General features: G+C 42.3%; 26 protein-coding genes. 18 read left to right on the plus strand and 8 right to left on the minus strand.

Annotated features, from left to right (window positions below):
* Positions 1-164: 164 nt before the first annotated feature.
* The 9 genes from ASE42_RS04005 (at position 165) to ASE42_RS04045 (ending at position 9,435) form a co-directional block, all read left to right on the plus strand.
* Positions 165-620, plus strand: coding sequence for a DUF6376 family protein (locus ASE42_RS04005; protein WP_056765787.1), 456 nt, complete (start codon positions 165-167; stop codon positions 618-620).
* 106 nt (positions 621-726) lie between these two features.
* Entirely contained in the window at positions 727-1,032 is a 306-nt protein-coding gene (locus tag ASE42_RS04010; RefSeq protein WP_012011272.1) for a metal-sensing transcriptional repressor, read from the plus strand.
* Positions 1,033-1,104: 72 nt separating this feature from the next.
* Positions 1,105-1,311, plus strand: a complete 207-nt coding sequence (gene copZ / locus ASE42_RS04015; protein ID WP_024423475.1) for a copper chaperone CopZ — start codon at positions 1,105-1,107, stop codon at positions 1,309-1,311.
* A gap of 80 nt (positions 1,312-1,391) precedes the next feature.
* Complete coding sequence (locus ASE42_RS04020) at positions 1,392-3,827, plus strand: heavy metal translocating P-type ATPase (RefSeq protein WP_056765788.1); 2,436 nt, start codon at positions 1,392-1,394, stop codon at positions 3,825-3,827.
* Positions 3,824-3,958: a hypothetical protein gene (locus tag ASE42_RS19330; protein ID WP_254965603.1), complete on the plus strand. Its 135-nt coding sequence runs from the start codon at positions 3,824-3,826 to the stop codon at positions 3,956-3,958. Before ASE42_RS04020 ends, ASE42_RS19330 begins: the two co-directional genes overlap by 4 nt.
* A gap of 373 nt (positions 3,959-4,331) precedes the next feature.
* On the plus strand, positions 4,332-5,609 hold the full coding sequence (locus tag ASE42_RS04030) for a cation:dicarboxylate symporter family transporter (protein ID WP_024426051.1): 1,278 nt from the start codon (positions 4,332-4,334) through the stop codon (positions 5,607-5,609).
* Positions 5,610-5,627: 18 nt separating this feature from the next.
* Entirely contained in the window at positions 5,628-7,073 is a 1,446-nt protein-coding gene (aspA, locus tag ASE42_RS04035) for an aspartate ammonia-lyase (RefSeq protein WP_024426050.1), read from the plus strand.
* Positions 7,074-7,189: 116 nt separating this feature from the next.
* Positions 7,190-8,506, plus strand: coding sequence for a sensor histidine kinase (locus ASE42_RS04040; protein ID WP_024426049.1), 1,317 nt, complete (start codon positions 7,190-7,192; stop codon positions 8,504-8,506).
* The gene (locus ASE42_RS04045; RefSeq protein ID WP_024426048.1) at positions 8,503-9,435 is read left to right on the plus strand and encodes a response regulator; all 933 of its coding nucleotides are present in this window, start codon (positions 8,503-8,505) and stop codon (positions 9,433-9,435) included. Before ASE42_RS04040 ends, ASE42_RS04045 begins: the two co-directional genes overlap by 4 nt.
* A 19-nt stretch (positions 9,436-9,454) precedes the next feature.
* Here the strand turns inward: ASE42_RS04045 and ASE42_RS04050 are convergent, their stop codons facing one another.
* Complete coding sequence (locus ASE42_RS04050; protein WP_024426047.1) at positions 9,455-10,060, minus strand: TetR/AcrR family transcriptional regulator; 606 nt, start codon at positions 10,058-10,060, stop codon at positions 9,455-9,457.
* Between the two features lie 88 nt (positions 10,061-10,148).
* On the opposite strand from ASE42_RS04050, the gene ASE42_RS04055 reads away from it, so the two are divergent.
* Positions 10,149-10,697: a hypothetical protein gene (locus ASE42_RS04055; protein ID WP_024423470.1), complete on the plus strand. Its 549-nt coding sequence runs from the start codon at positions 10,149-10,151 to the stop codon at positions 10,695-10,697.
* 37 nt (positions 10,698-10,734) lie between these two features.
* Here the strand turns inward: ASE42_RS04055 and ASE42_RS04060 are convergent, their stop codons facing one another.
* From ASE42_RS04060 to ASE42_RS04070, 3 genes are read right to left on the minus strand one after another with little or no spacing between them, the layout of a single operon-like run.
* On the minus strand, positions 10,735-11,673 hold the full coding sequence (locus ASE42_RS04060) for a metal ABC transporter substrate-binding protein (RefSeq protein ID WP_024423469.1): 939 nt from the start codon (positions 11,671-11,673) through the stop codon (positions 10,735-10,737).
* Positions 11,674-11,686: 13 nt separating this feature from the next.
* Entirely contained in the window at positions 11,687-12,559 is an 873-nt protein-coding gene (locus ASE42_RS04065) for a metal ABC transporter permease (protein ID WP_024423468.1), read from the minus strand.
* On the minus strand, positions 12,559-13,302 hold the full coding sequence (locus tag ASE42_RS04070; RefSeq protein ID WP_056765790.1) for a metal ABC transporter ATP-binding protein: 744 nt from the start codon (positions 13,300-13,302) through the stop codon (positions 12,559-12,561). The genes ASE42_RS04065 and ASE42_RS04070 overlap by 1 nt, the downstream gene beginning before the upstream one ends.
* A gap of 412 nt (positions 13,303-13,714) precedes the next feature.
* On the opposite strand from ASE42_RS04070, the gene ASE42_RS04075 reads away from it, so the two are divergent.
* The 7 genes from ASE42_RS04075 (at position 13,715) to ASE42_RS04105 (ending at position 21,990) form a co-directional block, all read left to right on the plus strand.
* Positions 13,715-15,814, plus strand: a complete 2,100-nt coding sequence (locus ASE42_RS04075; RefSeq protein WP_056765792.1) for a heavy metal translocating P-type ATPase — start codon at positions 13,715-13,717, stop codon at positions 15,812-15,814.
* A gap of 141 nt (positions 15,815-15,955) precedes the next feature.
* On the plus strand, positions 15,956-16,642 hold the full coding sequence (locus tag ASE42_RS04080) for a DsbA family protein (protein WP_044331353.1): 687 nt from the start codon (positions 15,956-15,958) through the stop codon (positions 16,640-16,642).
* Complete coding sequence (locus ASE42_RS04085; protein ID WP_024423464.1) at positions 16,639-17,052, plus strand: disulfide oxidoreductase; 414 nt, start codon at positions 16,639-16,641, stop codon at positions 17,050-17,052. Before ASE42_RS04080 ends, ASE42_RS04085 begins: the two co-directional genes overlap by 4 nt.
* Positions 17,053-17,201: 149 nt before the next feature.
* Positions 17,202-17,813: a trimeric intracellular cation channel family protein gene (locus tag ASE42_RS04090; RefSeq protein ID WP_024423463.1), complete on the plus strand. Its 612-nt coding sequence runs from the start codon at positions 17,202-17,204 to the stop codon at positions 17,811-17,813.
* A 313-nt stretch (positions 17,814-18,126) separates the two neighbouring features.
* Entirely contained in the window at positions 18,127-20,142 is a 2,016-nt protein-coding gene (locus ASE42_RS04095) for a Na+/H+ antiporter (protein ID WP_024423462.1), read from the plus strand.
* A 63-nt stretch (positions 20,143-20,205) separates the two neighbouring features.
* Positions 20,206-21,075: an ROK family protein gene (locus tag ASE42_RS04100; protein ID WP_056766850.1), complete on the plus strand. Its 870-nt coding sequence runs from the start codon at positions 20,206-20,208 to the stop codon at positions 21,073-21,075.
* A 69-nt stretch (positions 21,076-21,144) separates the two neighbouring features.
* Positions 21,145-21,990 (plus strand): aldo/keto reductase, encoded by an 846-nt coding sequence (locus ASE42_RS04105; RefSeq protein ID WP_024423460.1) that lies wholly within the window; start codon positions 21,145-21,147, stop codon positions 21,988-21,990.
* Positions 21,991-22,029: 39 nt separating this feature from the next.
* Here the strand turns inward: ASE42_RS04105 and modB are convergent, their stop codons facing one another.
* From modB to ASE42_RS04125, 4 genes are all read right to left on the minus strand, one after another.
* The gene (gene modB, locus ASE42_RS04110; protein WP_056765795.1) at positions 22,030-22,695 is read right to left on the minus strand and encodes a molybdate ABC transporter permease subunit; all 666 of its coding nucleotides are present in this window, start codon (positions 22,693-22,695) and stop codon (positions 22,030-22,032) included.
* Positions 22,695-23,471 (minus strand): molybdate ABC transporter substrate-binding protein, encoded by a 777-nt coding sequence (gene modA / locus ASE42_RS04115; protein WP_056765797.1) that lies wholly within the window; start codon positions 23,469-23,471, stop codon positions 22,695-22,697. Before modA ends, modB begins: the two co-directional genes overlap by 1 nt.
* Positions 23,472-23,585: 114 nt before the next feature.
* Positions 23,586-25,436 (minus strand): LTA synthase family protein, encoded by a 1,851-nt coding sequence (locus ASE42_RS04120; protein WP_056765798.1) that lies wholly within the window; start codon positions 25,434-25,436, stop codon positions 23,586-23,588.
* 124 nt (positions 25,437-25,560) lie between these two features.
* Complete coding sequence (locus ASE42_RS04125) at positions 25,561-26,046, minus strand: metal-dependent hydrolase (RefSeq protein WP_056765800.1); 486 nt, start codon at positions 26,044-26,046, stop codon at positions 25,561-25,563.
* Positions 26,047-26,217: 171 nt separating this feature from the next.
* Here ASE42_RS04125 and ASE42_RS04130 point away from each other — a divergent pair, with 171 nt between their 5' ends.
* Positions 26,218-26,646: a MarR family winged helix-turn-helix transcriptional regulator gene (locus tag ASE42_RS04130; protein ID WP_024423455.1), complete on the plus strand. Its 429-nt coding sequence runs from the start codon at positions 26,218-26,220 to the stop codon at positions 26,644-26,646.
* Positions 26,647-26,676 lie beyond the last annotated feature (30 nt).

Below are 26,676 nucleotides of genomic sequence, written 5' to 3' on the forward strand. Positions count from 1 at the left end.
ATCCGTTGTTTCTCGGCTATTCCGGCATGAACAATGTTAGCCAGACCTTTGCCTATCACACATGAGGCAAAGGTCTGGCTATTTTTAAGGTCTTTTTGCATCTGTGTGATAGAGAAGCGGAACAAATGATGCTTTTAATCCTACAGATGAAAGGATGATCGATCTTGAAAAAATATGTGATGGCTTTCCTATTTTTCGGAACGCTTGTATTAAGCGGGTGCTCCAGCTTGCTTGATCAGGTCAACGATACAACGACATATGTCACTGAGGCAAATGACTATGTGACAGACATTCAGCAATTTACAGAGGATTTTCCAAAACTCGCTGAAGAAGCTGTGCAAAATGCCGCCAAAAAAGCAGAATTAACGCAGCAGCTTGAATCATTGAAGGCAGACATTCAAGATTTTAATGAAGTCACAGCGCCAAAAATGGCAGAAGACCTGCATGCGCAAATCATTGAAAAAAATAAAGTGCTGTCAGAGGAAATCCAAACGTATTTACAGCAATTGAAAGCAGGCGATATCGATGCTGCCGCCATACTGGAGGATCAGCAGGGATTGATGAAACAGCTTCAGCAATCCGTCAATCTTTTGCAGGATATCGAACAATTAACAAATTAGGACAAACACAGCTTTATATGCGGTGCTCAGCATATCTTTGCCTTTTCCGGTGGAGATATGCTTTAATTTAGGTACAAACAAGTCATAATGGAAAAAAGGTGATCACATGACAGAACATGAAGAAAGACATATGGCTTCGCCTAGAGCCGAAAAGGAAAAGGACCAATTGATCAATCGCTTAAAACGAGTGGAAGGACAAGTGCGCGGGATTCAGCAAATGATTGAAAACGATCGTTACTGTATAGATGTTGTGAATCAAATTTCCGCAGTCAATGCGGCTTTGAAAAAAGTCAGTCTTCATTTGATGGAAAAGCATACACACCATTGTGTTGCAGATGCTATCAAGAGCGGCAATGGGGATGAAGCCATTGAAGAGTTAATGACGGTCTTTACGAAACTGACAAAATCGTAGCATTTATGTTTACATTAATACCCTACTAGGGTATAGTAAATTGTAGAAAATGATTGATGGAGGCGATGAGAAATGGAACAAGCAACACTTCAAGTGCAGGGCATGTCTTGCGGACATTGCGTGAAAGCAGTCGAAGGAAATGTAGGAGAATTAGCAGGTGTTGAATCTGTGAAAGTCCATTTAGACAAAGGACAGGTGGAGGTTTCATTTCACCCGGATCAAGTCACGTTACACCGTATCTCCGATGTGATTGAGGAACAGGGATATGATGTTGTATAAATAAGTATACGTGCTGCAAAACAGCACGTATTTTTTTCAAAATATAATACCCCCATGGAGTATGTGGAGAGGTGAGATCAATGAAAAAGGAAATTGATTTTCAAATTACGGGGATGACCTGTGCTGCCTGTGCAGGCCGCATCGAAAAGGGATTGAATAGGCTGGAAGGTGTGGAGGATGCCAGTGTGAATTTGGCGCTTGAAACTTCTCATATCATTTATGAAACAGAGCAGCTAACACCAGATGATTTGAAGCGAAAAGTTCAATCTCTTGGCTATGATGTGGTGATGGAGCAAGCAGAATTTGATATAGAGGGAATGACCTGTGCAGCTTGTGCAAACCGCATCGAGAAAAAAATTAACCGAATGGATGGTGTCGATCACGGGTCTGTAAATTTTGCCCTTGAGACACTTCAGGTCACATATCATCCGGGCCAAACGTCTGCAAATGACATAAAAGATGCGGTGCAGTCTATTGGGTATTCTTTAATAGAACCAGATGCAGATCAAGCGGAGGAAGGAAAAAAAGATCACCGGCAAGCTGCAATAGAAAAGCAAACGGCACGCTTTTTATTCTCGATGATTTTATCACTGCCGCTTCTTTGGGCAATGGTCAGCCATTTTTCTTTTACGTCCTTTATTTGGCTGCCAGAAGCGTTTATGAATCCATGGGTACAGCTGGCGTTAGCAGCGCCGGTGCAGTTCATTGTCGGCTGGCCCTTTTATGTAGGTGCGTATAAGGCTTTAAGAAATAAAAGTGCCAATATGGATGTTCTTGTCGCACTTGGGACATCTGCCGCGTTTTTCTATAGTTTATATGAAAGCATTCAGTCAGCGATTAGAGGCACACATGAGGCAGCCCTCTATTATGAAACAAGTGCTGTCCTCATTACGTTGATCGTGCTCGGAAAATTAATGGAAGCAAGAGCAAAAGGAAGATCATCAGAAGCGATTCAAAAGCTGATGGGCTTACAGGCGAAAGAAGCGGTTATCGAGCGAGATGGCAAGCAGATGACTGTGCCTATTTCTGACGTGAAAGTGAATGATCTTGTGTTTGTCAAACCCGGGGAAAAAGTGCCGGTAGATGGAGAAATCATAGAGGGGACAACCGCAATAGATGAGTCCATGATTACAGGAGAAAGTCTGCCTGTTGATAAAACAGCAGGAGATATGGTCATTGGGGCAACGATCAATAAAAATGGATTCATCAAAATAAAAGCGACTAAAGTCGGGAAAGAGACCGCTCTTTCACAGATTATCCGAGTCGTAGAACAAGCGCAGGGCTCAAAGGCACCGATTCAAAGATTGGCAGATCAAATATCAGGGATATTTGTTCCTATTGTTGTAGGAATTGCTGTGCTCACATTCCTCATATGGTTTTTCTTTGTTGATCCAGGAAATGTGACGTCAGCACTTGAAACCTTTATAGCCGTCATTGTCATCGCATGTCCGTGTGCGCTCGGCCTTGCGACACCAACCTCTATTATGGCTGGCAGCGGCCGTGCGGCTGAATCAGGCATTCTGTTTAAAGGCGGAGAGCATTTAGAAGTGACTCAATCACTCGACACGGTGGTGTTAGATAAAACAGGGACTGTGACAAAAGGAGAGCCTAGTCTGACAGATGTACTGGCATATGCCAACTGGACAGAAGATACGCTGCTGCAGCTAGCAGGCTCGGCAGAACAGCAGTCGGAACACCCGCTTGCCCGGGCGATCACAGACGGTATGAAGGAACGAGGTCTTGAAGCGGTCGAGGTTGAAGCGTTCCAAGCAGATCCAGGTCATGGAATTGAAGCAAAGGCAGCAGGACACAAGCTTTTGATTGGAACGCGTAAGCTATTACAGAAACATCATATCCAATATGAGCAAATTGAAGCTTCTGTCACAACGCTGGAGGAGCAAGGGAAAACGGCTATGCTTGTTGCGATTGACGGTGAAGTCGCCGGCATTGTCGCGGTTGCAGATACAATCAAATCATCCTCTCCACAAGCCATCGCTCGTCTAAAAGAGCAGGGGATTCACGTTGTGATGATGACAGGTGATAATAAACTAACAGCAGAGGCGATTGCGAAACAGGCGGGCATTGATCATGTCATTGCTGAAGTGCTGCCTGAAGAAAAAGCGGCTCATATTGCAGCGCTTCAGAAACAAGGAAAAAAAGTCGCCATGGTCGGAGACGGTATCAATGATGCCCCAGCTCTTGCAACAGCGAATATTGGGATGGCTGTGGGAACAGGGACAGACGTTGCTATGGAAGCAGCAGATATTACGCTCATGACAGGAGATCTCCATGCCATTGCAGATGCGCTGGAATTTAGTAAAAAAACAATGAGAAACATTAAACAAAACCTATTTTGGGCGCTTGCCTATAACTGTATCGGGATACCGATCGCTGCATTTGGTTTTCTTGCGCCATGGCTTGCAGGAGCAGCAATGGCCTTTAGTTCCGTGTCCGTTGTGCTGAATGCGCTCAGATTGCAGCGATTGAAGCCAATTAGAGAGGGAGTGGCAGAATGAAGCTGAATGTCAAATGGATTTGGACCGTTAGTGCATTGTTCTACGTTGCTCTTGTGCTGATTGGATATACGATTTATGATGAATTTTTTCAAAATCAACATACACCAAGTGAACAGATGCAAAATCATTAAGACTTCGCCAAAAGCGAAGTCCCAGCATGTAGACAAACCCTCGCATTCTTTGTCAGGTCTGTGCGCCAGTGCTCACGAATGTCTATTCGCTCCGCGCTGGTGCTCGACCTTCCTCGACTTCAAAGGTTTTCTATCACGCTGAAAAGAAGACAACGTGTTAAAACAAAATCATTTTAACACGTTGTCTATATATTCTAAGACTTCGCCAAAAGCGAAGTCTTTTTTTTACAATATTGTGGAAAAACCCACCTTTTTAAAGATTTTTCATAAAAAATTCACTTCTTTTTGTTCCTTTTTGTCGTTTTTTGTAGGTTCGTCGTTAAGATGCGATTAAGCAACAAAGAAAGCGTTATCAAAAAAAGGGGGTTCACGTATGAAAAAGTTAGGGTTAGCTTCTCAAATACTCATTGCACTTGTTCTGGGTGTTGTCGTGGGAGCGCTGTTTTATCAAAATGAAACCGTTATTAATGTGTTAACGCCGATTGGCGATATATTCATCCATTTAATTAAAATGATCGTTCTTCCAATTGTTATTGCTGCATTGATTGTAGCAGTTGCAGGTGTTGGAGATATGAAAACGATCGGAAGACTCGGCGGAAAAACCATTCTTTACTTCGAGATTGTGACAACGATTGCATTAGCAGTTGGACTGCTTGCAGCAAACTTGTTCCATCCTGGTACAGGAATTGATATGAGCAACATGGAGAAAGGTGATATCTCTAAATATGAAGAGACATCTAAGGCTTCTTCTGAAAAAGCGACTTTCTCTGAAACGTTGGTGCATCTTGTACCGACAAACGTTTTCCAATCCATTGCAGAAGGTGATCTATTACCAACCATCTTCTTTACAGTCTTATTCGGATTAGGAATTGCCGCAGTTGGAGACAAAGGAAAACCAGTATTAGGATTCTTTGAAGGTATACTCGAAGCCATGTTCTGGGTGACCAATAAAGTGATGAAGTTTGCACCATTTGGTGTATTCGCGCTCATCAGTGTGACGGTGATCAAATTCGGGGTCGGAGCGCTTCTCCCGCTAGGCAAACTGGTACTTGTCGTTTACGGTACAATGGCATTCTTCGTCATTGTTGTACTTGGCATTATTGCGAAAATGGCTGGAACAAGTGTCTTTACACTATTTAAAGTATTAAAAGAAGAAATCATTCTTGCATTCTCAACAGCAAGTTCAGAAGCTGTACTGCCTAGATTAATGGACAAAATGGAGAAGTTCGGCTGCCCGAAAGCGATCACGTCGTTCGTTATTCCAACAGGCTACACCTTTAACTTAGATGGAAGTGCCATCTATCAATCCATTGCTGCGATATTTGTTGCACAAATGTACGGCATGCCTCTTTCCATCTATGAGCAAATTACGTTACTATTAATTTTAATGCTGACATCTAAAGGAATGGCTGGTGTACCAGGTGCATCGATCGTTGTTGTCATCACAACTCTTGGTGCTATGGGACTGCCGCTTGAAGGACTTGCCTTCATCGTTGGGATCGACCGACTTCTTGACATGGTTCGTACAACAGTGAACGTATTTGGTAACTCACTTGCAGCCATTGTCATGTCTAAGTGGGAAAAAGTATTTGATCAAGAGAAATCGAAGAAGTATATTGAGGAATTAAAACAACAAACAAAAGCAGCGTAAAAAAGGAGATCTTTTCAAATGACGAAGCTACAGGACAAGCAAGTTCGAATCGAACGTGACTTTCTAGGTGAAAAGGAAGTAGACACTCAAGCATATTATGGAATTCAAACATTACGTGCAGTGGAGAACTTTCCAATTACAGGCTACCGTATTCATGAGGAACTCATCAAAGCATTAGGGATTGTCAAAAAGGCAGCCGCACTTGCAAATATGGATACACAGCGACTATATTCTGGTCTTGGAGAAAAAATTGTTCAAGCCGCAGATGAGGTCATCGAAGGAAAATGGAACAATCAATTTATTGTCGATCCAATTCAAGGCGGGGCTGGCACTTCAATGAATATGAATGCCAATGAAGTCATTGCAAACAGAGCGCTTGAACTACTAGGAAAGGAAAAAGGCGCTTATACTGAGCTAAGTCCAAACACGCATGTGAACATGTCGCAGTCAACAAACGACGTTTTCCCAACAGCGATTCATATTTCAACATTGAATATGATTGAAAAACTACTTTATACGATGGAAAACATGCATCAAGTCATGACCGAAAAAGCGCAGGAATTCGATCATGTCATCAAAATGGGACGCACGCATCTTCAGGACGCTGTTCCAATCAGACTTGGACAAGAGTTTAGTGCGTATGCAAAAGTTCTTGCTCGTGATATTAAACGTATCAAGCAGTCTAGACAGCATTTATATGAAGTCAATATGGGTGCAACAGCAGTCGGAACTGGATTGAATGCAGATCCTAAATATATTCGCCAAGTAGTTGGCTACCTATCTGACATTAGCGGATTACCGTTAGTTGGCGCTGAAGACTTAGTCGATGCAACGCAAAATACGGATGCTTATACAGAAGTATCGGCTGCACTTAAAGTATGTATGATGAACATGTCCAAAATGGCGAACGATATTCGTCTGATGGCTTCAGGTCCAAGAGCAGGTTTTGGTGAGCTGCACCTGCCGCCGAGACAGCCAGGTTCATCCATCATGCCAGGGAAAGTCAACCCAGTTATGCCTGAGGTCATGAACCAAGTGGCATTCCAAGTCATAGGGAATGATCACACAATCTGTCTTGCATCAGAGGCTGGCCAGCTTGAACTAAACGTTATGGAACCAGTGTTAGTGTTCAACCTGCTTCAATCTCTCAGCATGATGAAAAATGTATTCGAGTCCTTCGTGGACAACTGCTTGCGTGACTTAAAAGCAGATGAATCTAGATTAAAAGAATATGTAGAAAAGAGTGCCGGTGTCATGACGGCGGTGAACCCGCACATTGGTTATGAAGCGGCTGCACGAATTGCAAGAGAAGCCATCCTTACAGGCGCATCTGTACGTGAGCTTTGTCTGCAAAATGATGTGTTAACAGAGGAAGAGCTTGATGTCATCTTAAATCCTTTTGAAATGACAAAACCAGGTATTGCTGGTGCATCACTTTTAGAAAAGGATCGTTTAGAAGATTAAGCGGCATCATGAGAAGCGCACACCGGCAAAGTTCCGGTGTGCGCTTTTTCATGGAGGTTTGTTTTTCTTTAGCTCACATAGTATACTATCGTCAATTATTAGGGATGTGACTGCGTTTGAATCTACTGAAAAAATGGCTGAATACAGAGCCTTATTTAATTGTGCTGCTCATTGTACTGACGCCGATTGGCGGAGAGTTTAAATTTTATCCGTTTGAGGACAGCTTTCGGGTCAGCTTTGGAACCGTTGTCTTTTTCTTTATCCTGCTACAAATGAAAAGATTTCCGGCATGGGCAAGCGGCATCATCGCTGGGATATCTGTTTTTGTGTTTCGCGTGCTGCTTGATACAGCTGTGACAGGGCATCTTCCGCTTGAAGAGGCAGTTTCATTAAGATTTCCTTCCCTGCTTTATTATGTTGTCTATGGCACACTCTTTTATTTATTGAAGGTCAGACGTTTCCGCGATCAGCCATGGCTGATTGGAGCAACAGGCATCGTCATGGAGCTGTGCGCAAGCGTTGTTGAAATCATCGCACTTCGAGGCACGATGGATGAAATTTTAACGGTGAGGACGCTGTTCCAATTATTTGTTTTGGCGATATTCAGAAGCTTTTTCGTGTTGGCTTGTTATACAATGATTCGCTTATATGAAGAGCAGGCGAGAGAGCGTCAGATGAAAAAGGAAAAGGAACATCTGCTGATGCTTCTGTCTAACCTTTACACAGAATCTACATATTTTCATAAAACACTCGCACATGCTGAGCATATTACGGCTACATCCTATCAATTGTATCAATCCCTTCACCACGCAAAGGATGCGGAATCATTGGATTTGAAAAAGCTCGGTAAAACCGCCTTGCAGATTGCAGGAGAGGTGCATGAAATCAAAAAGGATAACCAGCGGATTTTTTCTGCCTTATCAAAGCTGATTCATGAGGAAAACTTCCAGGCTTATGAGAGTCCTTCTCATATCGCTGGGCTTGTTATTCGCATTCATGAAAATTATGCAGAATCTCTTAAAAAAAACATCGTCTTTCATTATGATGAAGATGGAAAGCATCCCGCCTATCATGTGTATACCATTCTATCTTTGTTAAATAACATCGTATCCAACGCTGTGGAAGCCATTCCTGTAGAAGGAGAGGTGTCACTTTCTATTTCACAGAAAGAAAACCACGTGATTTTTCAAATCAGCGACAACGGGCCTGGCATAAAAGAACGTAATCATCATGTGATTTTTAAACCGGGCTTCACTTTAAAATACGATCAGGCTGGGAATCCATCGAGCGGTATCGGGCTTGCCTATGTAAAGGATACAGCGGAGAAGCTTGGCGGAAGTGTTGAGATGGAGAGTATCCCAAATGAACAAACGATTTTCACATTAACGATACCAGTAGATCAAGTCAGTAGAAAAGAGGGGATTGGGAGATGAGATTTTTTATTGTTGATGATGATGAAGCCGTTCGTTCTTCGCTGGCTCAGCTCATTGAAGATGAAGAGCTTGGCATTGTGGCCGGGGAAGCAGAGGATGGCGCAGAGTTAACAGCCAGCTACTTAAATGATTTGCACATTGATATCTTATGTATTGATCTATTGATGCCGGAAAGGGACGGGCTTGAAACGATTCGAGCGATCAAGGATGAGTTTCATGGGAAATACTTAATGCTGTCACAGGTTGAAACAAAGGAATTAATCGGACAGGCGTATACGCTTGGCGTCGAATATTATGTGACAAAGCCGATCAATCGTGTAGAGGTCTTAAGTGTCCTCCATCTCATGATTGAACGTCTTCATTTAGAGCATTCAATTGAAAATATTCAGCACTCACTTAAATCGGTCATGCAATTTCAGCAGCGCGGTCAGACGAAAACGAAGCAGCGGGGGAAAAGTCTTGCAGAGGCGGGGCAGTTTTTGCTGGCGGAGCTTGGTATTGTTGGTGAGAAGGGGTCTAAAGATTTATTAGATATGATTCTGTTTACAGACCAGTATTTAGCGCTGCATGCTGATCAGCATGATTCCTTTCCTTCTTTAAAAATCATTTTCACTGGGATTACGGAGGATAAGTTAAGTGAGCCCTACACATCGGCAGACATCGCAAGAGAAGCAAAGGCAGCCGAACAGCGGGTAAGACGTGCGATCAACCAATCATTAAAGCACATCGCATCACTTGGGCTAACCGATTTTTCTCATCCAACGTTTGAAAATTACGCATCTAAATTTTTCGATTTCACCATCGTACGAAAGAAAATGAGTGAATTGACGAAAGAGATGAGCGGAAGAGAAGAACACACCCGTATCAATGTGAAGAAATTTGTGCAGGTGCTTTACTACGAAGCGAAACGTATTTTTATGGAAGATTAAAAAAAGACATGCTCTCCAATTAAGGAGACATGTCTTTTTTTGTGATGGATTGCAGGTGCATCTGCAGTACAGAGCGTATGAGCTGAGGCGGTATACGTTCGGGCTGCACGATTCCATTCAATGCAAGCCCATTGATGACCGCATAAAGCCGCTCAGTTTCTAATAAAAGATCAATATCAGTTAACAGCAGCCCATCCTCTTTCAATTTCATTAAACAATATTGGACCGTTTGGAAAAGCTCGTCATACATCTTTGCATTGAGCGGCTGTAGATCTGGTTCAGTCAGCGCCTTAACTGTAAAAGCCTGCCACACCTCCATTTCAAATTTTCGTTCTTCATCAAGTGGAAGAAGCTGCTCCAATAAAGTGAGGACATTTTCCTCCGTTGAACCGTTTAATGAAAGCCCTGTAATCCGCTCCTTGACTCTTTCCTGAATTAAATTCATAGAGAAGAGAAATAACTCTTGCTGTGTGGAAAAATAATGACGCATAGAGCCGGCTGAAATTCCAGCTTCGACTGCTATTTTTCGTACAGAAGCGTTTTCCAATCCCTCTTGTTTAATCACTCTCATTGCAGCTTGAGCGACCTTTTGTTTTTGTTTATGGTGATCGACGATTTTTGGCATACATTGATTTTAGCATAGCTGTTGTTTTTTTAACACAGATGTGTTATTTTTTATTTAATACAATCGTATTAAAAAGGATGTGGAGAAATTGGTCGGGTTATTGATTGTGGCATGTGAAATTGGTTTTTGGCTGTTTATTCTAATGGGCTTAACGCTTCGTTATGTGTTTAAACAGAAAAAGTGGGGTGCTTTTTTTCTTGTCTGTACGCCAGTTTTAGATCTCATCCTTCTTGCGGCTACTTATATAGATTTAAGGCAAGGGGCTGTGGCGAGTGTCATCCACGGGCTTGCGGCTGTTTATATTGGTGTGAGCCTTGCCTTCGGACATCAAATGGTGAAATGGGCAGATGCTAGGTTTGCCTATCGATTTGCAGGAGGCCCTAAGCCAAAGGGAAAACCAAAGTACGGGAAAGAGCGGTCTGTGTATGAAATGGTCGGCTGGGCGCGGCATTTCATTTCTTATGTTATTGGAGCGGGGCTGTTATATGGATTAACCTATCTCATCCAAGCACCAGAGCGGACGGAAGCGCTGATACAGCTTGTCAATACATGGGGGATGATCTTAACGATTGATTTCATCATTAGCATCAGCTACGTCATTTGGCCGAAAAAGCATCCAGAAAATATAACAGGCTGATAAAAAAGACAGGCGGATTCACTCCGCCTGTCTTTTCTTATGATGACAGCCCTTTGTAAATGGTGTCGATATTCCATTTCATCATCTTATAGTAGCTGTCTCCATCTTCCCCTTCTTTTCCAATAGAGTCAGTGAAGACTTTTCCTTTGATCGGAACCCCGGTTTCCTCAGAGAGGCTTTCAAGGCTGCGTTTATCAACACTTGTTTCAAGAAAGAGTGCAGGAACTTGATGATCTTTGACAAAATGAATAATGCGCTTCATTTGTCCTGGTGTTCCTTCACTTTCTGTGTTGATCTCCCAAATATAGCCGGCTTTCAATCCATACGCCTCTGCAAAATATTTGAATGCCCCTTCACTTGTGACAAGGAGCTTTTTATCTTTTGGCAGCTGATCAAACTTGTCTTTTGCTTCATCGTGAAGAGCTTGAAGCTTTTTGATATAGGCTTCTGCATTTTTTTCGTAATCCTCTTTATGTTCAGGGTCCGCTTGAATAAGCGCATCTCGGGCATTTTGGGCATAAAGGATCCCGTTCTCAACATTCAGCCATGCGTGAGGGTCCTGCTGGCTTTCAAGGCCTTTTGAGGACAAATGCTTCACTTTGACGCCTTTACTCAGCTCGGCTACAGGTGCATCATCCCCGTCCTTGCCGCTCGATTCAAGCAGCTTTTGAAACCAGCCGTTCCCTGTTTCAAGGTTCAAGCCATTATATAGAACAAGGTCTGCATCCGTCGTATACTGAACATCCTTTGGCAGTGGGTCAAATTCGTGCGGATCTGTACCAATGGGAACAATGCTGTGAATAGAGACATGCTGCCCGCCTACTTCCTTCACAATGTCATAAAGAATAGAGTAGGTCGTGACAACTTTTAATGTGCCGTCATCTTTACCGGAATTACTTTGCTTGGTCGAACAGCCTGCGATGATCATAAGGGCAATGAATACTGCGGTCAAACGGATAGCAAATACCTTCTTCATATATGTCCTCCTTTTACATAGACGCTTCCTTTTTTAAGTGCGTTCGTTTTCGTTTAGATTTTAATGATCTCCATAGAATGCCTTGCTTTGGTGAAAAGATAAAGGCACTGCCGAATAAAATAGTCGCGACCAGCACGATGGAAGCGCCAGATGACAAGTTATACGTAAAACTAAGCCCAAGACCTACGACAGCAGAAACAGCACCGAAAAAAGCAGATAAATAAATCATGATCCAGAGCCGGTCCGTTAAGAGATAAGCGGTGGCTGCCGGTGTGATCAGCATGGCAACGACAAGAATAATCCCAACGGTTTGCAGTGATGCAACGGTCACAAGGGTCAATAAGGTCATGAGAAAATAATGAATCATACGATTCGGCAAACCGTAAACCGAAGAAATCACCGGATCAAATGAACTAATGAGCAGTTCCTTGTAGAAAACAATGACGGCTAGCAAAATAAAAATACCGATTCCCAGTGTAATCCACATATCAGATGATCGAACAGCTAGAACGTTTCCAAATAGAATATGATATAGATCACTTGAACTTTTCAAAAATGTGATCAAAATAATTCCGATTGAGAAAAAGGCTGTAAAGACAATGCCGATGGCAGAATCATTTTTTATGCGGCTGTTTTGACTCACATAACCGATCCCAATCGCTGTTAACACGCCAGTTAAAACAGCCCCGAAGAAAAAGTTAATTCCAAGCATATAAGAGATGGCGACCCCTGGCAGTACGGCGTGAGAAATGGCGTCTCCCATCAGGGCCATGCCGCGTAAAATGATAAAGCAGCCGATAACGCCGCAAATGATGCCTACCATGACGGATGTAAATAGCGCTTTTTGTAAAAAAGCATATTCAAAGAGTCCGGTTAAAAATTCCATTACACGTCTCCTCCTGCTGATTTTAAGAATGGCAGCTGTGTTTCATATGCTTCCAGCATGATCTCTGGGCGAAGGATGTCGTGTACAGGCCCTGCTTTGATGAGTTTTTTATTTAACAGAACAAGATGGCTGAAATAATCATCTGCCTTACTCAAATCATGATGGACAACCAAAATGGTTTTCCCTTCATCTCGTAATTCCTTCAAAATGCGAACCATCGTTTCTTCACTTGCCATATCGATCCCGACAAACGGTTCATCCAAACAGAAGAGCTGTGCGTTTTGCGCAAGTGCCCTTGCAAGGAAGACACGCTGCTGCTGCCCGCCGGATAACTCGCCGATTTGTCTTTTGGCAAAGTCCTTCATTCCGACTTTTTCTAAACAGTGGTACGCATATGCCCGGTCTTCTTTTTTTGGACGTTTGATTAGTCCGAGCTTCGGATATGTTCCAAGTAGTACGGTATCCAGTACATGAATCGGAAACGTCCAATCTAAATCATTTCTCTGCGGTACATAGGCGATCTGTTTTCTGACTTGTTTAAAGGGCTGTTCAAAAAAACGAATATCCCCTTGGTCTTTTTCAATGAGATCCAAACATGCCTTGAGTAACGTCGATTTACCAGCACCATTTGGACCGATGATTCCTGTCATTGTGCCTTCCTGTATGGAAAGAGAGACATTCTCTAATGCATCCTGTCCGTGATATGAGACATGAAGACGGTCGATTGTTAAAGCATTTGACATCTCTTGCGGCCCCTTTCAATCATCATTGCACTTCCTAAAAATATATGCATAAATTAAATAATTTTGACTAAAGGATGAAATGATTCTCTAATGCTAATTTGTTTCCTTAGGGAAACTTTTATTTTATTCTAAGCGTCTGTCCTTCTTTTGTAAAGAGAAAAACTGCAAACGATCGTTTTTATGTTATGCGGGGGGCGGGGGACATGAGCTTGGTTTATTGAAAATCCGTGTGACAGAATTGGACACAAAAAACCAATTATTTCTTCAGAAATGATTGACAGAAGACAAGAACTCCTCATATAATAAAGGTAATCCAATATATGAATATATGCTCATATATAAAGTTTTTGATTTTTAATAGGTTTCATCGATCCAGGGAACGTTACTTATCATATAGAAAAAAGGTGAGAACATGAAAAAAATGAAGGATGAATACGTATTAAGCGGTCTTGATTGTGGAAACTGTGCACGTAAAATTGAAACAGGTGTCAGCAAAATGGATGGCGTTGAAGCTTGTTCCGTTAATTTTGCGACAGGGACATTGACTGTCACACATGCAGATAAGCAAGAAACGATGTCAAAACGTATTGAAAAAACGGTTCAGTCCATCGAACCTCATGTGAGTGTTTCACCAAAAGAAGAAGGACATCACCACGATCACGATCATGGGACAAAAAATTTAAAAGCGATTGTGCTGAAATTAATTGGCGGTGCAGTCATTGGAACAGCAGCTTATTTTATACCAGAAGATGGCTTACTGAAATTTATCATGTTTTTCGCAGCGTATTTACTAGTCGGCGGCGATGTGGTTTTTAAAGCGCTTAAAAATATCGTGCGCGGCCAAGTATTTGATGAAAACTTCTTAATGACCATTGCAACAGCTGGCGCTTTTGTCATTCAGCAATATCCAGAGGCACTGGCAGTGATGCTGTTTTACCAAATTGGAGAGCTGTTCCAAGGAGCAGCAGTGAATCGTTCAAGACGATCCATTAGTGAACTAATGAATATTCGCCCTGAATATGCGAATCTCAAAGTAGGAAATGAAACGAAAAAAGTGAAGCCGGAAGAAGTAAAAGTCGGTGACCGTATCGTCGTAAAACCGGGCGAAAAAATTCCACTTGATGGTCTCGTCATTGAAGGCTTTTCACTCGTGGATACCTCTGCATTAACAGGGGAGTCTGTGCCGCGGGATGTAGAAGCAGGGAAAGAAGTTCTTGCAGGATTTGTGAATCAAAACGGTATTCTGGAAATTGAAGTGCAAAAAGGGCTAAGCGAATCGGCAGTGACGAAAATTTTAGATTTGGTTGAAAATGCGAGCAGCCGAAAAGCACAGACAGAAAACTTTATCACAAAGTTTGCAAAATACTATACACCGGCTGTCGTTGTATTGGCATTGCTGCTTGCCTTTGTGCCGCCGCTTCTCATTCCATCAGCTCAATTGTCTGACTGGGTTTACCGGGCACTCGTTTTCCTTGTGATTTCTTGTCCTTGTGCGCTTGTTGTGTCCATCCCATTAGGGTTCTTCGGGGGAATTGGGGCAGCTTCTAAACGAGGCATCCTTGTAAAAGGCAGTAACTATCTAGAAGCACTAAACTCTGTGAGCTATGCTGTATTTGATAAGACGGGCACACTCACAAAAGGGAACTTTACAGTGACCAATATCGTGACAACGAGCGATAAGTGGTCAGAAGAAGAGCTGCTTTCTTTTGCAGCTTTAGCAGAAGCCCACTCCTCACATCCGATTGCTGAATCAATTAAAGCGGCATATGGTTCGCCGCTTGATGAAAGCAAGATCGAAGCATATGAAGATATTGCGGGACATGGAATTAAAGCAACCATCAGTGGTTCCCAAGTGTTAGCGGGTAATCATCGCTTGATGGAACGAGAAGGCATTTCATATGAAAAAGAAAAACGAAGCGGAACGGTTGTGTACATGGCCATTAACGGTGAGTTTGCCGGATCGATCTTGATTGCAGATGAATTAAAGGATGATGCAATTGAAGCCGTCTCAGCTCTAAAAGCATCTGGCATTCAAACAGTCATGCTGACTGGTGATGCCAAGCAAGTTGGAACAGCGGTCGCCCAGCAAATTGGCATTGATGAAGTACATGCCGAATTATTACCGCAGGATAAAGTAACGAAATTAGAAGAAATTGATCAGAAAAAAGCGCCTCAAGAAAAATTATTATTTGTTGGGGACGGCATTAATGATACACCGGTATTAGCAAGAGCAGACATAGGAATTGCGATGGGCGGACTTGGTTCAGATGCAGCGGTAGAAGCGGCTGATATCGTCATTATGACAGACCAGCCGTCAAAAGTAGCAGAAGCCATCGCTGTCGCTAAACGAACAAGAAGAATTGTATGGCAGAACATTGCATTTGCTCTTGGGGTTAAAGGGGTTTTCCTATTACTCGGAGCATTTGGTATTGCGACCATGTGGGAAGCTGTCTTCTCGGATGTCGGTGTGACTGTACTCGCTGTTTTAAATGCCATGAGGGTAATGAAATAAAATTGTTAGGAAAAATTCATGAATACCATCTTTCATAATGAATCCCCTCTTGTTAAAATAGAAGAAGTTGGATAATGGCATTATTCTAAGCTATTATCCTTTTTCTTTTGAAGGAATGAAAAAGATAAGGTAGGTGCTTATGTGAGTAAAAAAAATAATCAATCATCATCCATTAAATTTGCTGTCATTTTAACCATTATCGCAGCTCTTCTCATCGGATTATTCGTCGTCATTGGAAATAACAACAGCAAAGAAGCACAAACGGTTGACAGTAAGCCTTCTATTAAAGGACAGCCTGTCATGGGAGATAAAAACGCAGCCGTACAAATTGTCGAGTTTGGGGATTATAAATGTCCATCATGTAAATCATTTGAAACAGACATTTTCCCAAAACTGAAAGCGGACTACATAGATAAAGGCGATGTATCATTTTCGTTTATTAACTTGCCACTTCCTGTTCATGGAGATGGCGCAGTGCTGGCAGCACTAGCTTCTGAAGAAGTGTGGAAAGAAGATCCGAAAAACTTTTGGGCATTTCATGAAGCTGTCTATCAAGCACAGCCAGATAGTGAAGCAGAATGGGTCACGCCTGCTAAGCTGACAGAGCTAGCGAAAAAGACAACAAAAATAGATACGGACAAGCTTAAAGATAACCTATCAAAGAAAACATATCAGCCGCAGCTGAACACAGACGATCAGCTTGTGAACCAATATAAAGTGAATGCAACACCAACTCTTTTCATTAACAATAAACAAGTTGAAAACTTTTATGACTATGATGAAATCAAAGAATTAATTGATCAAGAGCTCAAAGGGAAAAAATCATGAAGAATAAGCTTGTTTACTTATACAGTGCTTGGATCGTTTCTATCGTTGCGACGATGAGCAGCCTGTATTTAAGTGAAGTAAAGAAGTTTATCCCATGCGATATGTGCTGGTTTCAGCGCATTTTCATGTACCCGCTTGTGCTTTTACTTGGAATTGCGACATTCAGAGGCGATGTGAAAGTGAAATATTACGTTCTGCCTTTAGCTGTAATTGGCGCTTGTTTTTCTATCTATCATTATATGGAACAAAAGATACCTGGCTTTGCATCGATTCGCCCTTGCCTGAGCGGTATTCCTTGTTCCGTTGATTATTTGAACTGGTTTGGTTTTATCACCATTCCACTACTAGCCCTTATTGCATTTATTCTCATCATCATTAGTATGCTGCTGTTAAATGCAAAAGAAGATTGAAAGAGATAGCCTGCTTATAAGCGGGCTATTTTTTATTTTTGCAAAAAGATAAAATTTAAAGAAAATTTGTATTGCTTTTCACCTGTGTCAGATATACATTAAGGGAGTAGTGTTAGATGATCAGATAAAGGTAAGGAGATAAGCGGAAAATGGCATGGGAAGTCTTAAGTATCATTGGCATTGTCGCATTCGCTATTAGTGGTGCGATTGTGGCAATGGAGGAAGAGTACGATATTCTTGGTGTGTACATTTTAGGGATTGTGACAGCATTTGGCGGTGGAGCGATTCGGAATCTATTAATTGGTCTGCCGGTGTCTGCTTTATGGTCACAGGGCAAAATGTTTACGATTGCCCTTGTATCCATTACGATTGTGTTTCTTTTTCCAAAGCTTTTGCTCAAGCACTGGAGCACATGGGGGAATTTCTCGGATGCGATCGGTTTAGCAGCGTTTGCGATTCAAGGCGCATTATTTGCTGTGCAAAGAGAACTCCCGCTCAGTGCAGTTATTGTGGCAGCCATTTTGACTGGAAGCGGCGGCGGAATTGTGCGTGATTTATTAGCAGGACGAAAGCCGCTTGTGCTAAAAGCAGAGATTTACGCCGTATGGGCAGCCCTTGGCGGCTTATTCGTCGGACTCGGCTTAGCGCAAGGAGAGCTTGCTTTATATCTGCTGTTTGTCATCCTCGTCGTATGCAGGGTTTGTTCCTACTTATTCAAATGGCGCCTTCCCGCCAGGTCTTATTTTTTAAATAAAGGGTAAAACGAAAAAAGGGCGATTCCGCTCTTTTTTTGTGTTTAATAAGAGCTGAATATCAGCAGATGATGGAGTTTTCGTGTAAAATAAAAGCAGGGTCTTTTGTTCATCATTTGAACAATACATATGATGAAAATTTTGTCAGCTGGCTGAATATCTGGATTCAGCCTTTTTTTGCCTAGATGGATTGTTATGTGTTGGTTTCACTTTTTGCGGAATACTAAAAAAGCACTTCTGAGCGGATGGATGGATGAAATGAACACATCTTTGCATGTAAGCAAAACTTGACGAAAAATATACATAGGAGGGACATGTACTAGTGGAGATTTTTTTGGCAGTGCTCGTACTACTGGCACTCATTGCAGTATCTAATATTATCAATCGTTTTGTCCCCTTTATTCCCGTTCCGTTAATTCAAGTGGGCTTAGGAATATTGGTGGCAGCTTTTCCTTCAGGTTTACATATTTCTTTAAATCCTGAACTTTTCTTCGTTCTATTTATTGCGCCGCTGTTATTTAATGACGGGAAGCGTACCCCAAGGGATGAGCTATGGAAATTAAGAGCACCGATTCTTCTTTTAGCGCTTGGTCTAGTGTTTGCGACCGTCATTGTAGCGGGATATACCATTCATTGGATGATTCCAAGCATACCGCTTCCAGCCGCATTTGCGCTTGCAGCAATTTTATCACCGACAGATGTGGTGGCAGTAAGTGCTTTATCCAGCCGTGTGAATATGCCAAAGGGCATCATGAGACTGCTGGAAGGTGAAGGGCTGATGAACGATGCATCAGGACTTGTCGCCTTTAAATTTGCCATTGCTGCAACGGTGACGGGAGCATTTTCAATTGCTCAGGCATCCTTTAGTTTTGTACTGATTGCAGCAGGCGGGTTATTGACTGGATTTATTCTATCCTTTTTTATCATTCGTTTTCGCTATTTTCTCCGCCGTTTAGGAATGGACGATGTCACAATGCATATCATCCTGCAAATCCTTACACCATTTGTGATTTATTTAGCAGCGGAAGAAATCGGTGTATCTGGAATTTTAGCCGTTGTGGCTGGCGGTGTGACACATGCCATTGAGCAAGACCGAATGGAAGCGAATTTAGCCAAACTGCAAATTGCTTCATCAAACACATGGAATATTATTTTATTTATTTTAAACGGACTTGTTTTCGTTTTACTTGGATTGCAGATTCCGGATGTTTCTACAGTCATTTTCCAAGATGAATCCTTTAACAACATGCAGGTGATTGGCTACATCTTAATTATTACGCTATGTCTCATGGTGCTGCGGTTCTTATGGGTATGGCTGTTCTGGGCAGGAAAATGGAGTGCAACAAAAAAGCAAAATGTGAAAAAGCCGAAGTTTCGCGCCTCGATGCTCATGACATTCTCTGGTGTCCGCGGGGCTGTGACATTAGCCGGTGCCTTCTCTATCCCATTTACGCTCGCGGACGGATCACCATTTCCAGAGCGGCATTTGATTATCTTCCTCGCAGCAGGCGTCATCTTATGTACACTCATTTTAGCCAGTGTGTTACTGCCTCTTTTATCTGAGAAAAAAGACAAACAAGTCGACGTGGACTTGGATACAAAGATTCAGCATGCGAAACGGAAGCTGCTGAGAAGCGCGATTAAAACGTTAAAAGAAGGGATGAATGAGGACAACAGGGAAGTATCCCTTGCACTCATCAATGATTACCGAATGAAGCTGAGAAATATCCAGCGTGAACCATACCAATTCGGGATGAGAAAACAAGAGCGAAAAATCAGACTGCACGGCATCAAAGCAGAACAGATGAAACTTCAACAATTAATCGATGAAGAGAAAATTGACAAGGAAGAAGCCTATGAGCTGCAAGAGAGATTTCATGAGCTGGAAATGCTGTATTCAAACTCCTTCAAAATCCGTTTTTCAAAGGTGAAGTTTCTCCGCTTGCTTCAATGGCTGCAATTATGGCGGCCGAATCAGCACATTTCAAGCGGTATTTTAGAAAAAGAGGACGCGTACAAACAAATCCGTAAGAAAACGGCTGAGGCTGCGGTAGACTCGATCAAACAGCATATGACAGATGAAAACCAGCAAACGTGCCACCAAGTGATTGGTTTTTACAACCAAGTGATTTACCGCTGTGAACACGGTCCAAGCTTCTTCCAGCAAAAAGACCGTTCATTTGACCGAAAGAAAAAAGAGCTTAACTTCCAAGCTGTACAGTCGATTCGAAATGAAATTCAAACCTTATATGAAGATGGTGAGATCAACCGTGATATTGCCCATCATTTAAGGGAGTATATCAATGACATGGAAGCTGTTCTGCTCACCAATACGTGATGTTGTCATCTTCTCCCCCATGTTTTATGATGAAGAAAGAGAACGAGCAGGGGGAGATCAATGATGGCCTATTATGGAGCGATTGAAGCTGGGGGCACAAAATTTTGTTGTGCAATCGGCAATGAGCATGGAGACATCTTAGAGGAAATGACGATTCCGACAGAGCACCCAGAGAAAACAATACAGCAGCTTATTCCATTTTTTAAGCAGCATGACATTGCAGCATTAGGGATTGGCTCCTTTGGACCCATTTGTGTTCAAAAGGATGATCCTTCATACGGTTATATTATGAACACGCCGAAAGTGGAGTGGAAGCATTACCCGTTCATTCCTGAGCTTGAGAAGCAATTAGGTGTCCCAGTATCCTTTACAACAGATGTCAATGCCGCAGCACTAGGTGAATTAACAAAAGGGGCAGCCAAAGGGCTAAGCAGCTGTTTGTATATCACGGTCGGTACAGGCATTGGTGCGGGAGCTGTTGTGAAAAATGAGCTTCTACACGGCCATTCACATCCTGAGATGGGACATATCCTTATCAGACAGGATGAATCAGATCCGTTTGCAGGTGTCTGTCCGGCACATGGAAATTGCTTAGAAGGGCTGGCAGCTGGACCAGCGATTGAGAAAAGGTGGGGAAAACCCGCCAAAGAGCTTACGCAGGAAGAAGCGGTTTGGGCACTTGAAGCGGATTATTTAGCGCAGGCGCTGATGCAGTACTCACTCATTTTAAGCCCAGAGCGCATCATCATGGGCGGAGGCGTCATGAAGCAAAAGCAGCTATTCCCACTCATTCGAGAGAAGCTGGATGCTTATGTCAATGATTATGTGGATCTGCCGCCGCTTGATACATACATTGTCTCCCCCGGGCTTGAGGACAAGGCTGGCATGACAGGTGCGCTGCTCTTAGCCAACGAAGCCAAGAGAAACGCCTGATAATAGAGTTTTGAAGCACAACATGAGATAATGAAAGAGATGGAATCTATAAAAAAGGTGGTTGTTAAAATGGTCAAAAGCTTGAATGATACCGTAACATTGAATAACGGAGTCGAAATGCCTTGGTTTGGTTTAGGTGTATTCAAAGTGGAGGACGGCAATCAAGTGGTAGATGCCGTAAAAGCAGCCATACGAAACGGATATCGCAGCATTGATACGGCAGCTGTTTATAAAAATGAGACAGGCGTAGGAAAAGCGATTAAAGAATCTGGCGTGAAACGAGAAGACTTATTTATCACATCTAAAGTATGGAACACAGATCAAGGTTATGAAAAAGCGCTTGAAGCGTTTGACGCAAGCTTAAACCGATTAGGTCTTGATTACTTAGACCTCTATTTGATTCATTGGCCTGGACCAAATGCAGATACATTTAAAGACACATGGCGCGCACTTGAGAAGCTTTATAAAGATGGGAAAGTCAGAGCCATTGGAGTCAGCAACTTCTACATTCAGCATTTAGAAGAGCTGTTAAAAGATGCTGAGGTTGTTCCAGCTGTGAACCAAGTGGAATTTCATCCGAAACTGACACTTGTTGAACTGCGTCAATATGCAAAGGAAAAAGGCATTCAGATTGAGGCATGGTCTCCGCTGATGCAAGGGAAGCTATTAGATCATGACGTATTGAAAGACATTGCTGCACGCTACAACAAATCTGTTGCTCAAGTCATCTTGCGCTGGGATCTGCAAAGCGGTGTCGTGACAATTCCAAAATCAATCAATGAAGAACGCATTAAACAAAATGCAGACATCTTTGACTTCGAGCTTTCCAAAGAAGACATGGAAAAAATCGATGCATTAAACAATAACGAACGCGTCGGCTCAAATCCAGAGACGATGACGGTTGGGTTTGAATAAATAATAAAATCCTCTTTCTTATATGAGAAAGAGGATTTTTTACGTACTGCTTCGGCGCACAGCCAAGAGCATGATAAAAGATAGGATCACAATACAAATCGTCCAAGCCCAAGCAAGCTCCATTCGTCCAGAATCAATTGCCACATAGATTGCAGTTGGGAGTGTTTGCGTTTTTCCTGGGATGTTGCCGGCAAACATTAAGGTCGCCCCGAATTCTCCAAGGGCTCTAGTAAAGCTGAGGACGCTGCCTGACAATAGAGAAGGCAGGGCAAGTGGTACTGTAATATAGGCAAAGACTTGGAATGAATGAGCACCATCTACTTTTGCAGCCCCTTCAATATCTGACTCAATCGTAGAAAATCCAGCTTTTGCAGATTGATACATAAGCGGGAATGCCACAACCGTCGATGCAATAACTGCCGCCCACCATGTAAAAATGACCGGCTGGTGGAAGATCCATTCAATCACGTCTCCGATCAAGCTATGCCTTCCGAATATGACGAGCAATAAAAACCCTACAACTGTTGGCGGAAGGACAAGCGGCATCATCAAAAGCGTTTCTACGATCATTTTCCCCTTAAATGAAGTTCGCGTCATCCAATAGCCAATCATTGTACCAAAAACTGTTGCCAGCAGCCCGCTCACAACGGCAACTTGCACGGACAGCCAGATGGGAGAAAGGAATTCTTCAGTGAGCATGGGCATTATGTCACTTGAAAGCCGTACTTTTTAAAAATGGATTTGGCTGCTTTTGATTGTAGAAATTGAAAAAAGGACTTGGCTTCCTCTAAATGTTCTGTCCCTTTTACGATCCCTACTGGGTAAATGATCGGGGAATGCATGTCCTGATTGGCTTCAGCTGCAATCTTTACTTTTTTGGAAACGAGGGCATCTGTCTTATACACAACACCTGCTTCCACATTTCCTGTTTCTACGTAGCTTAAAACCTGCCGCACATCCTTGCCGTACACAGTGTTCTTTTTCACTTGATCCCAGATGTTCAGCTTTGTGAAAATCTCTTTGCCGTATGTACCAGCAGGAACGGATTCAGGTGTGCCAAGAGCAACCTTTCCTTTTATGTGCTGGACGTCTTGAAAGCTTTTAATAGAGGAAGAGTGATCTTTTGGCACAATGAGTACAAGCTCATTTTGGATAGCATCCTTGATAAAATGTTGATCGATGTCTCCAGATTTCACAAGCTCATCAAAGGGCGCTTCAGCTGCTGAGAAAAAGAGATCGGCCTTTGCCCCTTGCGCAATTTGCTGCTTTAATGCGCCGGATGACCCGAAATTATTTGTTAATGTCACATTCGGATGCTCATCATTATAAATAGATTCAATTTCCTTTAGTGCATCCTGAAGACTTGCCGCAGCTGAAATGACAAGCTCAGTTTTTTTGGTTGTATCCGATGACTTCATCTCTGTTTGACACCCGCTCAGGAGCAAACAGATGGCGATGAAGGCGAAGAACGCATACTTCATGTTCACACCTCTTATTATTCAATATCATCTGTATCCTTTATTATAAGCAAACTTATTTGACCATTCATAGGCTTTCAGTAAAAAGAGAAAAGAAAAGCCGCCAGAAGGCGACTTTTAATGCTGATAAAAACGGAGCAAATTTCCATTGATTACTTTGTCTGATAAGGAAAGCTCTTTATTGGCTTTTTCGATATAAGGCTGACACACCTCATCCTGTTCAACAGGTTCTTTTGTTTTTTGATCATAGCAGGTGTTCTTTGTATAGAGATAATCATCTGTAATAAAGTTCCCGTTTCTCAAAACAGCAAAAGGCGTCCGTTCGTTTGAAAATAAGTCATTGCCAAATTGAATGGCATCCTTCGTTTCAATACCGAGTAAGTGCAGGAGTGTAGGCTTCACGTCGATTTGCCCAGCTGTTTCAGAAATTGTCTGCGGTGCTTGGTCTGTGACTCCCGGAATGTAAATCAAAAAGGGAACCCGCTGCAATTTCACAGCATCAAACGGTGTGATTTCATCTTTATTGAGCAGCTCTGCCATTGCCTGATGATGTGCCTCGGATATGCCATAGTGATCCCCCATGAGAACAAACATTGTATTGTCATACAGTCCTTCTTCTTTCATACGGTCAAAAAATGTCTTAATGGCTTCATCCTGATAGCGGACGGTCGTCACATAGCGGTTTAAAATGTCGCTGGACGAATCATATTCATCAATCAATTGATCGTTTGGATCGATTTCAAATGGAAAGTGATTGGTCAAGGTAATGAATGTGCTGTAATAAGGTGCCTTCAACTTTTTTAAATAATCAATGGATTGGTTAAAGAAGTCGATATCCTTTAAGCCCCAGCCAGTTGAATTCTGTTCATTGACTTGATACGAATCGACATCATAAAAGCGGTCAATCCCAAACGATTCATACATCACATCACGATTCCAAAACGTTTTATTATTCGCATGAAATTGGACGGATTGATAGTTCTTTTTTTTCAGCTGCTTGTATAACGTGTCGTATTCGTTGTCACTCGCTGTGAAAAAGACAGCGCCGCTGCTAGATGGATAGAGGGAATTTGCGACAATAAACTCTGAATCCGACGTCTTTCCTTGCTCAGTCTGCTGATAAAATTCATCAAAATAAAAACTCTTTTTAGCAAGTTGATTTAAAAAGGGAGTGATGTATTGTCCATTCACCTTTTGATCAACGACAAATTGCTGGGTTGATTCGAGTGAAATGAACACAACGTTCTTGCCTTTAGCAAGTCCAAAGTACTCTTCGTTTGGTGCACTGTAATCAGCCTTTGTGTAGTTTGCTACGGTTGAAAGTGTATCTTCATCTGCAAAGGCTTTTTGTCCAATTCGCGCTGTTTGGGCAGCGCCGTCATACAGGTGGAACTGGAACAGCCCAAGGTTTCGTACAATCACTTCTCGATCATAAGAGCTTGTCAGAAAACGAGGGTGATCCATCATGGCTGAACTGACATGAAACAATAGAAAGCTGCAGCACACGGCATAATATGTTTTGATCGTCTTGAAGGAGGCTTTTGGAGCTAAAGGTTTACGCTTTAACAGCCATGCCAGTACTACGAAATCAATGAGCATCAGCAAAAACAGCGGGTGGAACAATTCTGTCATACTGCTGCCCATATCCCCCATGTTTTTCGCTTGGAATAATACAGGGATCGTAATGAAATCAATATAAAATCCATAAAAGATCGTATTCGCTATAAGAATCGCCGTCAAAATAAAATTTGCGGTCAATAAAAAAACCTTTTGCTTCGTTTCATTTAAAAAAAGAGCTATCCCAAACAAAGGGAGCAAAAAGCTAAGTGGATTGATTAAAAGCAGCCATTCATGAAACAGATTGGCCGTTCGTATGTGAAATCCGAATTGATATATAATGTATGTTTTCATCCACATGAAGAGGATGGAATACACTAAAAACCAGTGATTTTTGAAGAACGCTTTCATTTATGTAGCTCCTCACCATTCTGTATTCAGCTGCAAGGTAAAAACACTTATCTTAAACCTACTAAAAAAATGAGGAATGATCAATTCATATCCTGTGTTTTTCGGAAAAACTCTTTTTGATTCATTAGAATGGGATGGATATGCCGCAGATGACGGCGATGTAATAGCAGGTAACGACGGTAAGAGCAGCTAGTACGACTTGTTCTCCTGTGCTGCCTGTTTTGACATAGAAGGGAAGACGCACTTTAATGGAAGCTGGAAATAAAAATTTAATCCCGTTCACAGTTCCTGCATCCAGGATCAGATGACTTGCCATCCCGACTAGTAAACCGATACTTAGGCTGTCATTTGGAATGTATGTTGTCGCTAGAAAATAAATGATCAGCAAAAATAATAAACTGTGTGTAAACGTGCGATGACCGAATACACTGCTGATCAGTGCCGAGAGCAGCGGGAATTTTCTGCCGATTTTACTTTTTGTATGGCAAAGATCAGGGATCAGGGCACCAACTGATCCAGCAGCAGCCATCGTCACTGGGTCGAATCCATAATAGTAGGCAACGGCTGTAGAGGCGGCAACTCCGCCCATGATGTGTGTTTTTCCTGTCATGATGCGTACTCCTGTTCTATCTTTAGTTCAAGTACTCACTATATCAAGGGTGGATTTATTCAGCAAGGCTTATTTCTAAAGAAAAAGAGGCCAAAATGGTTGGCTGAATGGAAAAACATTCTATAATAAGGGAGAAGTCATGTTGATACTAACGATAAGGATGCGATTCGGATGGGTAATGCAGACATTTTAAAAGAAATTGTTCTTGTACATTATGAAGTCAGCCGTAAATTAAACCGCAAGTTACTTGAGTTAGAGAAAGACATCACGCCCCCGCAGATATATGCTCTTTCTATTTTGATACAAGGCAAAGTATCACATGCCGAAGAGCTGAAGCAAAGACTCTCTTTAAACCCTGGTGCAGCCTCTATTGCACTCAATAAATTATGTGAGCAGGGTTATATTCAAAGAGAACGGGACAAGGACGATTCATCACTTGTTCGTTTAGAAGTCACGGAAAAAGGGATGGCGATTTATGAAAAGCATACACGTCTTTTCGGAAAAGTGATTCAGCATATGATGTCAGACTTCACAAAGGATGATTTAAAAACCTTTCTGTCGTACTTGCAAAAAATGAGACAGACCTTTCATGATGATTGAGCCTCTTCCCTTGTATAATGCTGAGCGCTG

The organism is Bacillus sp. Root920, from assembly GCF_001429445.1.
In the GTDB taxonomy this organism is placed as follows: Bacteria; Bacillota; Bacilli; order Bacillales; family Bacillaceae; genus Bacillus; species Bacillus safensis.